Raw genomic sequence first — 15,503 nt, 5'->3', positions numbered from 1 at the left:
TTTATGGATAACGCATTGATTCTCAGCCATCTCGACGCCGGCGTGTTGACGCTGACCCTCAACCGTCCGGATCGGCTCAACAGCTTTAACGACGAGATGCATCGCCAGCTGAGCGAGGCGCTGACGCAAGCCGAACGCGACGACAACGTGCGCTGCCTGCTGATCGCCGGCGCCGGGCGCGGTTTCTGCGCCGGGCAGGATCTCAACGATCGCAACGTCAGCGCCGATCAACAGGCGCCGGATCTCGGCCTGTCGGTCGAACGTTTCTACAACCCCCTGATCCGCCGCCTGACCGCCCTGCCGAAACCGGTGGTATGCGCGGTCAACGGCGTGGCGGCCGGCGCCGGCGCCGCGTTGGCCCTGGCGTGCGACATCGTCATCGCCGCCGACAACGCCGGCTTTATTCAGTCGTTCTGCCGCCTGGGGCTGGTGCCGGATTCCGGCGGCAGCTGGTTCCTGCCGCGGCTGGCCGGCCACGCCCGCGCCATGGGCATGGCCTTGCTGGGTGACAAAATCAGCGCCCAACAGGCGCTGGAGTGGGGCATGATCTGGCAGGTGGTGCCGGCGGATGAATTGGCCGACCGCACGCAAACGCTGGCGCGCCATCTGGCCACCCAGCCGACTTACGGTCTGGGTCTTATCAAGAAAGCCATCTACAGCTCGGCCACCAACAGCCTCGATCAGCAGCTCGATCTGGAGCGCGATCTGCAGCGATTGGGCGGCCGCAGCGACGACTACCGCGAAGGCGTCAGCGCGTTCTTCGCCAAACGCACGCCAAACTTCAGCGGGAAATAGCCATGAACGCTCCCCTTCTTAACGGCCAGGTGGCGGTGATCGGCGCCGGCACCATGGGCATCGGCATCGCCCAGGTGGCCGCCGCCGCCGGTCACCCGGTGCGGCTGTTCGATATCGCCCCCGCCGCCGCCCAGCGCGCGATCGACGAACTCGCTCGCCGCCTGCGGCAACGGGTCGACGGCGGCAAGGCCGACGCCAACGCCACCGAGGCGCTGCTGGCGCGTCTCGAACGCGCCGATTCGCTCGAGCAACTGGCCGACAGCGCGCTGGTGATTGAAGCGGTGGCGGAAAATCTGGCGATCAAGCAGAGCCTGTTCCGCGATCTGGAAGCGGTCTGCTCGCCCACAGCGCTGTTCGCCAGCAATACCTCCTCGCTGTCGATCACCGCCATCGCCGGCGCCTTGCAACACCCGGCGCGCATGGCCGGGCTGCACTTCTTCAATCCGGCGCCGCTGATGAAGCTGGTGGAGATCGTCAGCGGTCTGGAGACCGGGGCCGAGACTCTCGCCGCGCTGCAAGCCCTGGCGCAGCGCTGGGGTAAGCAGAGCGTCGTGTGCCGTTCGACGCCGGGATTCATCGTCAACCGCGTGGCGCGGCCGTTCTACGCCGAAACCCTGCGCGCGCTGGAAGAACGGGTGGCCGACGCCGCCACCCTGGATGCGGTCATGCGCGACGCCGGCGGCTTCGCCATGGGCCCGCTGCAGTTGACCGATCTGATCGGCCAGGACGTCAATTACGCCGTGACCGACTCGGTGTATCAGGCCTTCTACCAGGATCCGCGCTTCACCCCCTCGCTGGTGCAGCAGGAGCTGGTGGCCGCCGGGCGCCTCGGCCGCAAATCCGGCCGCGGCTTCTACCGCTACGACGCACAACGCCCCGCCGCAGAGATGATCGCCTTTGCGCCGCCGGCGCAGGCCGCGCCGCCGCAACGCGTCACGCTGCACGGCGACTGGTCTTCTCTGGCCGATTTAGCGGAACTGTTGATCGAAAATGCGGGGGCGATCAAACAACCTGGCCAGACCAGCCCGTACCTCACGATCGACGACGTTACACTGATGTTAACCAATGGTAAAACCGCCGGCCAACTGGCCGACGAACGTGGAACGCCTGTGGTGCTGTTCGATCTCTGTGCCGACTATGCGCATGCCTCCGCCATCGCCATCAGCTGCGCGGCGCAAAACGGCGCGCAACACAATGCCAACGCGATTCGCCTGCTGCAGTCCCTCGGCAAGCAGGTCATTCAACTGCCGGATTATCCCGGCCTGCTGACGATGCGCACCCTGGCCATGCTGGTCAACGAAGCGCTCGACGTGGTGAACAAAGGCGTCGCCGGCGCCGAAGATACCGATCTGGCGATGCTGCGCGGCGTCAACTATCCGCGCGGCCCGCTGGCCTGGGGCGCCGCACTCGGCTGGCGTCACATTCTGACGACGCTGGAAAACCTGCAACGCTATTACGGCGAAGCGCGCTATCGCCCGATGCCGCTGCTGCGCCGCTACGCTTCCCCCGCCTCTTTCCCAGGAGCCGAACGATGAACGCCAATCCGCCACGCGCGCTGGCTCAGCGCTGCGCCGAACAGATGTTCCAGCAAGATACCTGCGCTCAGGCGATGGGGATGCACATCGACGCCGTCGACGCCGGGTACGCGCAGGTCAGCATGACCGTCGGCCCGCAGATGCTCAACGGCCACCAAACCTGCCACGGCGGCCAACTGTTCAGCCTGGCGGACACCGCCTTCGCCTACGCCTGCAACAGCCAGGGGTTGGCGGCGGTAGCCTCCGGCTGCAGCATCGACTTCGTCCGCCCGGCGCTGGCCGGCGATCGCCTCACCGCCAGCGCGCAGATGCGCCATCAGGGCAAAGCCACCGGGCTGTATGACGTCGAAATCGTCAATCAACAGGGCAAAACCGTCGCCTGGTTTCGCGGCCGCGCGCACCGCCTTGGCCACAGCATTTTAGGAGATCAGGCATGAATCAGGCATTTATCTGCGACGGCGTGCGCACCCCGATCGGCCGCTACGGCGGCGCGCTGGCGCAAGTGCGCGCTGACGACCTCGCCGCCCTGCCGCTGCGCGTGCTGCTGGAGCGCCATCCGCAGGTGGATTGGGCACAGCTGGACGACGTGATCCTCGGCTGCGCCAACCAGGCCGGGGAAGACAACCGCAATCTGGCGCGCATGGCGCTGCTGCTGGCCGGATTGCCGGTCGGCGTTTCCGGTACCACGGTGAACCGCCTGTGCGGTTCGGGCCTGGATGCGTTGGCGATGGCGGCGCGCAGCATCAAAGCCGGCGACGCCGGGCTGCTGCTGGCCGGCGGCGCGGAGTCGATGACCCGCGCGCCGCTGGTGATGGGCAAGGCCGACAGCGCCTTCAGCCGCCAGGCGCAGCTGTACGACACCACCCTCGGCTGGCGCTTCGTCAACCCGCGCATGCAGGCCGAGTTCGGCACCGATTCGATGCCGGAGACCGCCGAAAACGTCGCGGCGCAGTTCAACATCAGCCGCGCCGATCAGGACGCCTTTGCGCTGCGCAGCCAGCAGCGCGCCGCCCGGGCGCAGGCGCTGGGCCACCTGGCGCAGGAGATAGCCCCGGTCAGCCTCACCGGTAAAAAAGGCGCGGTCACCCTGTTCAGCCAGGATGAACACCCGCGCGCCGACACCACCTTCGAGCAGCTGCAGGCGCTGAAAACCCCATTCCGTCAGCCCGGCAGCGTCACCGCCGGCAACGCCTCGGGCCTGAACGACGGCGCGGCGGCGCTGATCGTCGCCTCCGAAGCAATGGCGGTGCGCCAGGGGCTGACGCCGCGCGCGCGCATCGTTGCCACCGCCACCTGCGGCGTGGAGCCGCGGCTGATGGGCATCGGCCCGCTGCCGGCCACCCGCAAGGTGCTGGAGATCGCCGGGCTGAACCTGGCGCAGATGGACGTCATCGAACTGAACGAAGCGTTCGCCGCCCAGGCGTTGGCGGTGATGCGCCAGCTTGGCCTGCCGGACGATACCCCGCAGGTTAACCCCAACGGCGGCGCGATCGCTCTGGGGCACCCACTGGGCATGAGCGGCGCGCGCCTGGCGCTGGCCGCCCTGTTTGAACTGGAACGGCGAGCCGGCCGCTACGCGCTTTGCACCATGTGCATCGGCGTCGGCCAAGGCATCGCCATGATCATTGAGCGTGTCTGACCCCTGAGGCTAACCATGACAATAAATCCACAGCCCCTCGAAACGATCGAATTCGCCTCGCGCGATGAGATTGAAGCGTTGCAGTTGGCGCGTTTGAAGTGGACGCTGCACCACGCCTACGACAATGTGCCGATGTACAAGCGCAAGTTCGATCAGGCGGGCGTACACCCCGACGATCTTAAGCAGCTGAGCGATCTGGCGCGCTTCCCCTACACCACCAAGCAGGATCTGCGCGACAACTACCCGTTCGACACCTTCGCGGTGCCGATGGAGCAGGTGGTGCGCATCCACGCCTCCTCGGGCACCACCGGCCGCCCGACGGTGGTGGGCTACACCCAGCGCGACATCGATAACTGGGCCGATATCGTCGCCCGCTGCCTGCGCGCCGGCGGCGCCACCGCCAAAGACAAGGTGCACGTCGCCTACGGCTACGGCCTGTTCACCGGCGGCCTGGGGGCGCACTACGGCGCGGAGCGGCTCGGCGCGACGGTGATCCCGATGTCCGGCGGGCAGACGGAACGCCAGGCGCAGCTGATCCTCGATTTCAAACCCGACATCATCATGGTGACGCCGTCCTATTGCCTGACGCTGATCGACGAACTGGAGCGCAAGATGGGCGGCGACGCGCGCGGCTGTTCGCTGCGGCTCGGCGTGTTCGGCGCCGAACCCTGGACCGAAGCCCTGCGCCACGAAATCGAATCCCGCATGGGCATCAAGGCGCTGGATATTTATGGCCTGTCGGAAGTGATGGGGCCGGGCGTGGCGATGGAGTGTCTGGAAAGCGGCGGCGGCCCCACCATCTGGGAAGACCACTTCCTGCCGGAGATCATCTGCCCGGAGACCGGCGTCGCCCTGCCGGACGGCGAGCACGGCGAACTGGTGTTTACCACCCTGACCAAAGAGGCGCTGCCGGTGATCCGCTACCGCACTCGCGATCTCACCCGGCTGCTGCCGGGCGACGCGCGCCAGATGCGCCGCATGGGCAAGATCACCGGCCGCTCCGACGACATGCTGATCATCCGCGGCGTCAACGTCTTCCCGTCGCAGGTGGAAGAGCAGATCATGCAGTTCGAGCAGCTGTCGCCGCACTATCAGCTGCAGGTCAGCCGCAGCGGGCACCTGGACACGCTGGCGGTGCGCGTCGAGCTGAAAGAATCGGCGCTCAGCCTCAGCCACCAGCAGCGTTGCGACATCTGCCACCAGCTGCGCCACCACATCAAATCGATCGTGGGCGTCAGCACCGACGTCAGCATCGCCAACTGCGGCGATATTCCTCGCTCGGAAGGCAAGGCGCAGCGCGTGGTCGATCTGCGGCCGCGCTGAGGCGCACGGCGTCACGGATGACGCCGCCCCAAATTATGTTAATGTTGTGGCTCATCGAAGGCTAACCCATGGAAAAATATGGAACATAAACTGGATGAGTTCATTCGCCACGCCGTCGACGCGCAGCCGATCAGCGGCACCTCGCTGATCATTTCGCTGTACGGCGACGCGCTCAGCCACCGCGGCGGCGAAGTGTGGCTCGGCAGCCTGAGCGCGCTGCTGGAGGCCTTCGGCTTCGGCGATCGTTTCGTGCGCACCTCGGTGTTCCGCCTGCAGAAAGAGGGGTGGCTGGCGGTGGAGAAAATCGGCCGCCGCAGCTTCTACCGCGTGACCGAGCAGGGAATGCGCCAGTTCCGCCACGCCGAATCGAAAATTTATCTGCGCGAGCAGCCCGCCTGGGACGGCAAATGGGAGCTGTTGCTGCTGGAATGCGCCGAAAAAAACGCGCGCGCGCGGCTGAAAAAAGAGCTGGGCTGGCTCGGGTTCGGGCAGATCGCCAACAACCTGATGGCCGCCCCCACCCATGCGCAAACCGACGTGACGGCGCTGCTCGGCGAATTGAACGCCAGCGAGCAGGTGATCTACTTCCGCGCCGATTACCCCTACAACCGCTCCGAGCAAACGCTGCAGAAACTGGTGGCCGACTGCTGGTCGCTCAGCGACGTGGCGGCCGGCTATCACGAATTTATCGTCTCCTTCCGGCCACTGATGGCGCTGCTGCGCGAAGTCGACCCGGCGGCGCTGACGCCGCTGCGCTGTTTCCAGATTAAGCTATTATTGATTCACTTCTTCCGTCGCGTGGTGTTGAAAGATCCGCTGCTGCCGGACGCGCTGCTGCCCGCGCAGTGGGAGGGCCAAATCGCCCGCAACCTGTGCATCAATCTCTACCAGCAGGTCGATCGCGCCGCGACGGAGTACGTCAGCTCGCTGGCGGAGACCACCATCGGCGCCCTGCCCGCGCCGGCCGCCGGTTACTATCGGCGCTTCGGCGGCCTGCCGCGCGACCCTACATATTAAGGAACTCACGCTATGCCTGTGTATCAGATTGACGGCCTGACGCCGGTCGTTGACCCCAGCAGTTACGTGCACCCGACGGCGGTGCTGATCGGTGACGTGATCGTCGGCAAACACGTGTATATCGGCCCGAACGCCAGCCTGCGCGGCGATTTTGGCCGCCTGGTGATCTGCGACGGCGCCAACATTCAGGACAACTGCGTAATGCACGGCTTCCCGCAGCAGGACACGGTGGTGGAAGAAGACGGCCATATCGGCCACGGCGCCATCCTGCACGGCTGCCGCATTCGCCGCAACGCGATGGTGGGCATGAACGCGGTGGTGATGGACGGCGCGGAGATCGGCGAGAACACCATCGTCGGCGCGATGGCATTCGTCAAAGCCGCGGCGACGATCGAAGCCAACAAGCTGGTGGTTGGCAGCCCGGCGCGCGTGCTGCGCGATCTGACCGAACAGGAGCTGGCCTGGAAGATTGCCGGCACCCGCGAGTATCAGGATCTGGTGCAGCGCTGCAAATCCTCGCTGCACGAAGTGGCGCCGCTGACCGAAATCGAACCGGGCCGCCAGCGCCTGAGCTTCGGCGATCACCTGATCCCGAAAAGCCAGCTTTAATCCCCAGGGCTGAGGTGCGCCTCAGCCCCTCCCCCGCATTACTCCACTTCCGGCGCCTTGAGCGGCGACGGCGTAGCCGCGCGGCGGCTCTGGAAGTGATAAGCCACCACCAGCAGCAGGGTGAACGGAATACCGAACCACAGCGTCATGCGGAAAAATTCGGTAAACGCGGTCGAGATCATCAGCGCCGCCATCAGCCCGCCACCCAGTAAGGTGGTATAGGGGAATCCCCACATGCGGAACTTCAGATGGGTCTGCCGGTGCCGGCGGCGGAAGAACAGATGGGTGACGAAGATCATCAGCCAGGTAAAACAGGCGCCATACACCGAAATGGACATCATGGCGGCGAACGACGTTTCCGGCGCCACCAGGCTCAGGACGATGGACACCACGATACCGATGCACGACATCGCCAGCGCATTGACCGGAATGCCGCGCCGGCTGACGCGCCCTAACGCCGCCGGCGCTTGCCCGGCGCGCGACAGCGAGAACATCATGCGGGTGGTGATGTACAGCTGGCTGTTCATCGCCGACAGCGCCGCCACCAGCACGATAAAGTTGAAAATACCGGCGGCGGCGGGCAGATGGATCACGTTCATCGCCATCAGGAACGGGCTTTCGCCGGTGCCGGACTGGCGCCAGGGCACGATGGCCAGCATCAGGGCGATCGACAGCATGTAGAAGATGAACAGCCGCACGATGGTGCCCTTGAACGCCGCCTTCACCGCAATCACCGGATTTTTCGCCTCGCCGGCGGCCACCGCGATCATTTCAATGCTCAGGTAGCTGAAGATGGACACGATCACCGCGAACCACATGCCCTTGACGCCAAACGGCATGAAGCCGCCGGCGGTCAGGTTGCGCAGGCCATAGGCCGGGTTGCCCGAGAACGCCAGAATGCCGATGCCGATCAGAATAAACGCCACGATAGCCGTTACTTTGACGGTGGACAGCGCGTATTCCACCTGGCCGAACGATTTCACGCCGATCACGTTAACGACGATCACCGCCGCCGAGAACAGCAGCACCCACGGCCAGGTCGGCGTCGCCGGGAACCAGAACTGCATGTACATGCCGATGGCGGTGACTTCGGTGCCCACCGCCAACACCACGCAGGACCAGTAAGAATAACGCACCAGAAAACCGAACAGCGGGCCGAGATAGAATTCGGCGTAGTCGCCGAACGAGCCGGGCGTCGGGTGTTCGGAGGTCATTTCCGCCAGGCTGCCCATCAGCAGCAGCGCAATGACGCCGCCGATCAGGTAGCTCAGCAATACCGACGGCCCCGCCATCTGAATGGCGTAGGCGCTGCCGAGAAACAGCCCGGTGCCGATGGCGCCGCCGATCGCCAGCATCGACATCTGTCCGGCGGTAAGATGCTTGTTCAACCCGCCCTGACGGCGGGCGATATGCTCAAAATCATTCATCTGTGGCATGGCTGTGCTCCCGGGCGGAGTTAGGCGGTACGGGTGACGTCGAGAATGGCGGCGGTCACGTAGTCAATGTTGCCGGGGTTAAGCCCCGGCAGACACATGCGGCCGGGCGAGACCAGATAGATGGCGTAGCGCTGCCGCAGGGTCTGCAGCTGCGCTTCGTTCAGGCCGGTATAGCTAAACATGCCGCGCTGATCGCGAATGCGCCGGTGATCCAGCGAAGAGCCGCCCTGCGCCAGCCCGGCGGCCAGCTGTTCACGCATTTGCTTGATGCGCGAGCGCATTTCCGCCAGCTCATCGCGCCAAAGCTCGCCGAGTTCGGCGTCGCCGAGCAGGGTTTCCACGATCTGGCTGCCGTGCGTCGGCGGGCAGGAGTAGCTGCGGCGGATCAGCGTTTTTAACGCCCCTTTGACGTTGGCGGCATTTTCCGCGTCGGCGCAGCGCACCGACAGCGCGCCCAGACGCTGGCCGTACAGCGCGACGTTTTTGGAAAACGAATTGCAGACCAAAAACGGCAGATCGGTTTTCAGCGCTTGGCGCAATGCAAAGCAGTCCTCCTCCAGCCCGTCGCCGAAGCCCTGATAGGCGATGTCGAACAGCGGCAGCAGGTTACGCCGCTGCAGCACGGCGAGCGTGGCGCGCCATTGCTCCGGCGTCAGATCGGTGCCGGTCGGGTTGTGACAACAAGGGTGCAGCAAGACCACGCTGCCCGGCGGCAGGCTGTCCAACGCGTCGAGCATGGCGGCGAAACGCAGGCCGCCCGCCGCTTCGTCAAAGTAGGGATAGGTTTTCACCCGCAGCCCCGCCCCTTCGAAAATCGCCCAGTGATTGGCCCAGGTGGGATCGGACACCCAAATTTCACCGCGCGCCAGAAAGTGGCGCAAAAAATCCGCCGCCAGCTTCAACGCGCCGGAACCGCCGACGGTCTGCACCGTGGCGATCTCGGCCGCCTGTTGCTCACCGAACAGCAGCGACTGCACCTGGCGAGCGAACTGCGGCGAACCTTCGATCGGCGGATAACCGTGCGGGCGACGCAGCGCCAGCAGCCGCTGCTCGGCGGCCTCAACCGCCTGCATCAGCGGAATATTCCCCTGCCGATCGTAATACAGCCCAATGCCTAAATTCACTTTTTGCGGATTGGGATCCTGCAAATAGGCTTCCATCAGCGACATAATAGGATCGGCGGCGGAAGGTGCAATCTGTTTAAACATGACGCATCCTTAACTCGTTATTGAATTAATATGAAGGTTGACTTAAGAAGAAATTAAATCAGGCGATGGCGCTGACGGTAATTTCTATTTTCATTCCCGGCACCACCAATTTTTCGACAATGACCGTGGAGCGATTGGGATAAGGATAATTAAAGTATTTCCGGTAAATATCATCGAGACATTTAACGTCGTTGACGTCGGTGAGATACACGATCACCTGCAGCACCTTATCGCTGTGGCTGCCCGCCGCCTCCAGCGTCTGCGCCAGATTATCGAAGGTCAGCGTAATCTGTCGCTCCGCCGCGCCGGTGTCGATGCTGCCGTCCGCCCGCACCGGGCCGTGAGCGGTAAACAGCATGCCGCCGCCCCGGGTGGCCCAGGAAAAAGGCTGGCCGATCTCCGGCAGCCCGGTCTCTACGATCTCGCGCATGTCAGTGGTTCCCGTGGTGGTTAAGTTGGTGAAGCAGCGCGCCGTCGGCAGCGAACAACGCATCCAGAATGGTAAAATGATTGGCGCCGGGCACCGCGACCAGATCGGCCGGCAGCCCGCGTTGGCGCAGCGCCGCATGATAGTGTTGCGACTGGCCTCTCAGTTCCGGCAGTTCCAATGCGCCGTAATACAGCGTAAGCGGTTTGCCGCGCGTCGGCAGGCGGCGTGCCGGGCTGAGCGTTTCAATTTGCCGCGCGCTCAGCTGCAGCGCCCGATTAACATAGCTTTGTTGCAACGGCGCCAGCTCGAACAGGCCGCTGATGGGAAAGACAGCATCCACCAACGCATGCTGCTGCCAGAACGCCGCCAGCTGCCCGCCGGCGGAATGGCCGCACAGATAAACCGGATGGGCATAGTGCGGCGGCAGGCGGCGCTGAATGGCATCCAGCGCCATCCCGATCTGTCGGCATATTTCGTCGAGATCCACCGCCGGCGCCAGCGCATATTCCACCAACACCACGTCAAAACCCAACGCCAGCGGCTCGGCGGCGATAAAGGCGAAATCCGCCTTATCGCAGAATTGCCAATAACCGCCGTGAATAAAAATTAACGTCCCCTGATGCTGCTTGGCAGAATAGAGCCAATCAAATGTTTCGCGTTCGCCGTTGCCATAAGCAATATTATTTTCATGGCGCGTCTGTTTATAAACAGCCGCGCTGCGAGTTTGAAATGAAGTCAAAATAGCCGCTTCATTATCCACCGTGGCGCCGTTATCATAACTCCCCGCAAGTGGTTTCATATATTAAACTTCGTTTATTATTTAAAATGTAAATTAACTATTAGCACCGGCAACATTATTGTCAAGACGGGCGCATCAGCAATGCGCGCCCGGTAAAATAAAACCTGATGAATAATGAAAAAGTTTAACCCATGAAACTTTTTGCGCTTATTTCCCCCGCCCGTCCGGCTGAATTTGCGGCAAGGCGCTAAGCCGTTCAAATGCATAATCCCAAAAGGCGCGCACCTTCAGCGGCATGTGCTGCGCCTGCTGCGCCACCAGCTGTACCGGCATCGGCAACGGCTCATGATCCGTCAACAGCCGCACCAGCGTACCGGCGGCCAAATCGTCCGCCACCTGATACGAGAGCAACCGGGCGACGCCCTTGCCGGCGCGCACCGCCAGCAGTTGTGCTTCCACGTCGTTGAGCAACAGCCGGGGAGCCAATCGCACGCGCTCGCCGTTTTCCTGCGGGCCGAAGCGCCATTCACGCAGCGACGGCCGCTGGGTGCCGACGATGGTGGCGTGCTCCGCCAGCTGCGCCGGCGATCGCGGTTCACCGCAGCGCGCCAGGTAATCCGGGCTGGCGACCGTCACCCGGCTGACCTGCCCCAGCCGCCGCGCCACGCGGGAAGAATCCTGCAGATGACCGATGCGCACCGCGATATCCAACCCTTCGTCAATCAGATCGAGATTGCGATCGTTCAACACCATTTCGATCTGCATCTGCGGGTAGTCATCGAGAAACGCCATCACCACCGGCGCCACGTAGCGGCGGCCGAACTGCACCGGCGAAGTAACGCGCAGCAAGCCGCTCAGCTGCGCTTCTGCGGTATCCTGCACCACCGCCTGATAATCCTGCAGCAGCTGTTGCGCGCGCTCCAACAGCCGCGCGCCCGCTTCGGTAGGCGCCAGCCGCCGGGTCGTGCGCTCCACCAATCGGGTGCCGAAACGCTGTTCCAATGCGGCGATCGCCCGGGTGACCGCCGGCGCCGAACGCCGCAGTTTGCGCCCGGCCGCCGCCAGGCTGCCCTGCTGCACCACCGCCACGAAGATGGCCAACTCGTCTAGCCGATCCATAGATTCTTCCGAAAAGTGAAATTATCAATTTCCACATTGCCGGATTTCGCTCGTTCAACGCAAGAGTATGCTGACAAAAAGCACTGAGGAGAAACGCCATGTCCACCATCACACTCTACGGCACCCCGCTTTCCGGCCACGTTCATCGCGTGGCGTTGCTGCTGCGCATGCTGGCGCTGCCCTATGCATGGGTCGAAGCCTCGGCGGAGGTGCGGCAGAGCGCAGCCTTCCGCCGGCTCAACCCGTTCGGCCAGATCCCGGTCTTGCAGGATGGCGATCTGACGCTGGCCGATAGCAACGCCATTCTGGTCTATCTGGTGAAGCGCTATGCGCCGGACAGCCACTGGCTGCCGGAACAGCCGGCGGCGGCGGCGCGAGTGCAGGCCTGGCTTTCCAAAGCCGCCGGTGAAGTCCGCTACGGCCCGGCGGCCTGCCGACTGATCGCCCAATTCGCCGTGCCGGAGGATTATCAGACGGCGCGGGCGGTCAGCGATCGTTTCCTGCCGCAGATGGAACAGCACCTGAGCGAACGCGACTACCTGGCCAGCGAACACCCGACCATCGCCGATCTGGCCTGCCACAGCTACGTGGCGGTCGCGGCCGAAGGCGGCATTTCGCTGTCGCCTTACCCTGCGATACGGCGCTGGGCGGCGCGCATCGCTGCACTGCCCGGCTTCTTTGCCATGCCGGCCCTGCCGGAACCGGCGGGGAGCTGACGCCATGATCCCGCAACTGTTCCATCCCGATGAGCTGCGCGCGCAGACGCTGGCCGGGTTTGGCGGCGTAGGCGGTGGCATCTACCCTGCGATGCCGGATCAGCACCGCGCGTTTTTCGCCGCGCTGCCCTACCTGTTCGTCGCCACGCTGGATGAACAAGGCTGGCCGATCGCCACCCTGTTCACCGGCCCGCCCGGATTTTTACGCACGCCGGACGACACGCACCTGCGTATTAGCGCACCGCGTCGCAGCGACGATCCCGCCCAGGCGCTGTTGCTGCCCGGCAAACCGGTCGGCGCGCTCGGGCTGGATTTCAGCAACCGGCGGCGCAACCGCGCCAACGGCACCGTCGGCCGCACCGACAAAAAACGGGTAGAGATCGTCGTTCAGCAAAGCTTCGGTAACTGCCCGCAGTACATTCAGCGCCGCGAACTCTACCCGGTGGACAGCCGGCCACAGCCGGTTGAGCATTTAGTCTCGCTGGATGCGGCGGCGCAGGCGCTGATCCGCACCGCGGATACCAGCTTCGTTGCCAGCTGCGCGCACCTGGCACTGGCGCAGGGCGGCGTCGATATTTCCCATCGCGGCGGCCGCCCCGGCTTTATCCACCTGGAAGGTGACACGTTGTGGATGCCGGACTTTCGCGGTAACCGCTATATGAACACGCTGGGCAATCTGCTGGCCGAACCGCGGGCGGCGCTGCTGTTCATCGATTTTGAACGCGGTGACGTGCTGCATCTGCAGGGGGAAACGCAGATCCTCTGGCAAGCAGAGGGGCATCCCGGCGTTGAAGGCGCAGAACGCTATTGGCGGTTTGACGTTCGCCGCGCCTGGCGTTTTACGGCGGCGTTGTCGTGGCGGGGGCGTAATCTGGAGTATTCGCCGGCGACGCTGGCGACCGGGGTGTGGCAGCGCTGAAATGAAAAGCCCCGCTGCGGCGGGGCTGGTTCGGAAATTACAGGCTGTGTTCGGCCGCCGATGCGGCCTGATAAAGCTGACGAAAATAATTCAATCGCGCAAAGAACAGGCGGCTTTGCTGCTCCGACATATTGCCGGCCACCTGCCCGGCGTCAATCTGTCGCCCTTGCCATTCCATCAGAGCGATGCTCGACGCCAAAAAATCCATTTCGCTGCCGTAGGCCGCGAGATGTCTGTCCACTGATTTCATCATTCGCACACTCCTTTTAATTACATCGAAAAGGGTCATATGCCTGCTCTTTCAGTATCGGCCCGGCGAAGGATATTTTTTGTACAGAAGGTGCGCATAAAGAAAACCACCATCTTGTTGCCGCGTGGGCAAACGGCGGCGGCAAAATTTGCTAGGGTAAAGGGTAGCCGTATGGGATAGACCACTCTGTTGAACTCAGCAAAGGAAGAGACTCATGAGCACCAGTATCTGCGCTACCCTCAAGGATCCCACGCTGTTCCGCGAGGCCAACTACATCGACGGGCAATGGTTGCCGGCCCAGGAAGGCCGTTCGATCGCCATTCATAATCCCGCCAACGGCGAACGGATCGGCCACGTACCGGCCTTCGGCGCCGAAGAAACCGCACGCGCCATCGCCGCCGCCAAAAAAGCGCTGCCCGCCTGGCGCGCGCAGACCGCCAAAGAGCGCGCCGGCAAGCTGCGCCGGCTGTTTGAATTGATGATGGAAAATCAGGAAGATCTGGCGCGCATCATGACGGCGGAACAGGGCAAACCGCTGGCCGAAAGCCGCGGTGAAATCGCCTATGCCGCCTCCTTTATCGAATGGTTCGCCGAGGAAGGCAAGCGAGTGTATGGCGACACCATTCCACAGCCCCAGGCCGGTCGCCGCATCATCGTGCAAAAAGAGCCGATCGGCGTGTTCGCCGCCATCACCCCGTGGAACTTCCCGGCGGCGATGATCACCCGCAAAGCCGGCCCCGGCTGGGCCGCAGGCTGCACCGGGGTGATCCGCCCCGCCAGCCAGACCCCGTTCTCGGCGCTGGCGATCGCCGTGCTGGCGGAGCGCGCCGGGCTGCCCGCCGGGGTGTGCAACGTGATAACAGGCCCCAGCAAAGGCATCGGCGGCGAACTCACCGCCAACCCGGACGTGCGCAAACTCTCCTTCACCGGCAGCACCGAAGTCGGTGCGCAGCTGCTGGCCCAGTGTGCGCCCACCATCAAGAAAACCAGCATGGAGCTGGGCGGCAACGCGCCGTTTATCGTGTTTGACGACGCCGATCTGGACGCCGCCGTGGCCGGCGCGGTCGCCTCGAAATACCGCAACGCCGGCCAGACCTGCGTCTGCACCAACCGTTTTCTGGTGCAGGACGGCGTATACGATGCCTTCGCCGCCAAACTGAAAGCCGCCGTCGCCAAGCTGAAAGTCGGCAACGGCCTGGATGACGGCGTCACCATCGGCCCGTTGATTAACCCGGACGCGGTGGAAAAAGTGCGCGAGCATATCGCCGACGCCGTCGAGCACGGCGCCTCGGTGCTGCTGGGCGGCAAGCCTGACGCGCTGGGCGGCAATTTCTTCACCCCGACTATCCTGACCGATGTGCCGCGCACGGCGAAAATCTTCCGCGAGGAGACGTTCGGCCCGGTGGCGCCCCTGATCCGCTTCAGCCAGGAGACCGACGCCGTCGAACTGGCCAACGACACGCCGTTCGGCCTGGCCGCTTACTTCTACAGCCGCGATATCGGCCGAGTGATGCGCGTGGCCGAAGCGCTGGAGTACGGCATTGTCGGCATCAACGAAGGGTTGATTTCCACCGAGGTGGCGCCGTTCGGCGGCATGAAACACTCCGGTTTGGGCCGCGAAGGATCGAAGTACGGCATCGAGGACTATCTCGAAATCAAATACCTGTGCCTTGGCGGCGTGGATGCCTGATGCGGTCGCTATCCATATCGGCTGCCGCTGACGCGCGCACAGGAAAGCGACCGCGTTAGTCCTCGCCTTCCTCGGCCC

At 63.9% G+C, this 15,503-nt stretch carries 16 protein-coding genes; 10 read left to right on the top strand and 6 right to left on the bottom strand.

From position 1 onward, the window contains the following. The first annotated feature begins 3 nt into the window (after positions 1–3). From paaG to paaY, 7 genes are all read left to right on the top strand, one after another. Entirely contained in the window at positions 4–795 is a 792-nt protein-coding gene (gene paaG, locus L085_RS13150) for a 2-(1,2-epoxy-1,2-dihydrophenyl)acetyl-CoA isomerase PaaG (RefSeq protein WP_033650805.1), read from the top strand. Between the two features lie 2 nt (positions 796–797). Next, entirely contained in the window at positions 798–2,330 is a 1,533-nt protein-coding gene (locus L085_RS13145) for a 3-hydroxyacyl-CoA dehydrogenase (protein ID WP_044030936.1), read from the top strand. Next, positions 2,327–2,767 (top strand): hydroxyphenylacetyl-CoA thioesterase PaaI, encoded by a 441-nt coding sequence (gene paaI / locus L085_RS13140; RefSeq protein ID WP_044030935.1) that lies wholly within the window; start codon positions 2,327–2,329, stop codon positions 2,765–2,767. Before L085_RS13145 ends, paaI begins: the two co-directional genes overlap by 4 nt. Then, complete coding sequence (gene pcaF, locus L085_RS13135; protein ID WP_044030934.1) at positions 2,764–3,969, top strand: 3-oxoadipyl-CoA thiolase; 1,206 nt, start codon at positions 2,764–2,766, stop codon at positions 3,967–3,969. The genes paaI and pcaF overlap by 4 nt, the downstream gene beginning before the upstream one ends. Before the next feature lie 15 nt (positions 3,970–3,984). After that, a complete protein-coding gene (paaK, locus tag L085_RS13130) occupies positions 3,985–5,292 on the top strand; it encodes a phenylacetate--CoA ligase PaaK (RefSeq protein ID WP_004935199.1) in 1,308 nt (435 codons plus the stop codon). A 78-nt stretch (positions 5,293–5,370) separates the two neighbouring features. Then, the gene (gene paaX, locus L085_RS13125; RefSeq protein WP_044030933.1) at positions 5,371–6,309 is read left to right on the top strand and encodes a phenylacetic acid degradation operon negative regulatory protein PaaX; all 939 of its coding nucleotides are present in this window, start codon (positions 5,371–5,373) and stop codon (positions 6,307–6,309) included. A gap of 12 nt (positions 6,310–6,321) precedes the next feature. After that, positions 6,322–6,918, top strand: a complete 597-nt coding sequence (gene paaY / locus L085_RS13120; protein WP_004935205.1) for a phenylacetic acid degradation protein PaaY — start codon at positions 6,322–6,324, stop codon at positions 6,916–6,918. 38 nt (positions 6,919–6,956) lie between these two features. Here paaY and L085_RS13115 read toward each other — a convergent pair whose 3' ends face one another. The 5 genes from L085_RS13115 to L085_RS13095 all read right to left on the bottom strand — a co-directional run bounded on the left by L085_RS13115 (position 6,957) and on the right by L085_RS13095 (position 11,850). Further along, complete coding sequence (locus L085_RS13115; RefSeq protein WP_044030932.1) at positions 6,957–8,354, bottom strand: amino acid permease; 1,398 nt, start codon at positions 8,352–8,354, stop codon at positions 6,957–6,959. Between the two features lie 20 nt (positions 8,355–8,374). Next, positions 8,375–9,562 (bottom strand): amino acid aminotransferase, encoded by a 1,188-nt coding sequence (locus tag L085_RS13110; RefSeq protein ID WP_044030931.1) that lies wholly within the window; start codon positions 9,560–9,562, stop codon positions 8,375–8,377. Positions 9,563–9,620: 58 nt separating this feature from the next. Beyond that, entirely contained in the window at positions 9,621–9,992 is a 372-nt protein-coding gene (locus tag L085_RS13105; protein ID WP_044030930.1) for a RidA family protein, read from the bottom strand. A 1-nt stretch (position 9,993) separates the two neighbouring features. Continuing rightward, the gene (locus L085_RS13100) at positions 9,994–10,791 is read right to left on the bottom strand and encodes an alpha/beta hydrolase (RefSeq protein ID WP_044030929.1); all 798 of its coding nucleotides are present in this window, start codon (positions 10,789–10,791) and stop codon (positions 9,994–9,996) included. Positions 10,792–10,938: 147 nt separating this feature from the next. Then, on the bottom strand, positions 10,939–11,850 hold the full coding sequence (locus L085_RS13095; RefSeq protein ID WP_044030928.1) for a LysR family transcriptional regulator: 912 nt from the start codon (positions 11,848–11,850) through the stop codon (positions 10,939–10,941). A 98-nt stretch (positions 11,851–11,948) separates the two neighbouring features. Between L085_RS13095 and L085_RS13090 the strand changes: the two genes are divergently transcribed. Further along, complete coding sequence (locus tag L085_RS13090; RefSeq protein ID WP_044030927.1) at positions 11,949–12,566, top strand: glutathione S-transferase; 618 nt, start codon at positions 11,949–11,951, stop codon at positions 12,564–12,566. Between the two features lie 4 nt (positions 12,567–12,570). Next, positions 12,571–13,485 (top strand): pyridoxamine 5'-phosphate oxidase family protein, encoded by a 915-nt coding sequence (locus L085_RS13085; RefSeq protein WP_044030926.1) that lies wholly within the window; start codon positions 12,571–12,573, stop codon positions 13,483–13,485. A 37-nt stretch (positions 13,486–13,522) separates the two neighbouring features. On the opposite strand, the gene L085_RS13080 is transcribed toward L085_RS13085, so the two are convergent. Next, entirely contained in the window at positions 13,523–13,738 is a 216-nt protein-coding gene (locus tag L085_RS13080; RefSeq protein WP_004935234.1) for a glycogen synthase, read from the bottom strand. Between the two features lie 211 nt (positions 13,739–13,949). Here L085_RS13080 and gabD point away from each other — a divergent pair, with 211 nt between their 5' ends. Further along, complete coding sequence (gabD, locus tag L085_RS13075) at positions 13,950–15,425, top strand: NADP-dependent succinate-semialdehyde dehydrogenase (RefSeq protein ID WP_044030925.1); 1,476 nt, start codon at positions 13,950–13,952, stop codon at positions 15,423–15,425. Positions 15,426–15,503: the final 78 nt, after the last annotated feature.

This window comes from Serratia sp. FS14 (genome assembly GCF_000695995.1).
Lineage (GTDB): Bacteria > Pseudomonadota > Gammaproteobacteria > Enterobacterales > Enterobacteriaceae > Serratia > Serratia nematodiphila.
This window is presented reverse-complemented; position numbering and strand designations above follow the sequence as displayed.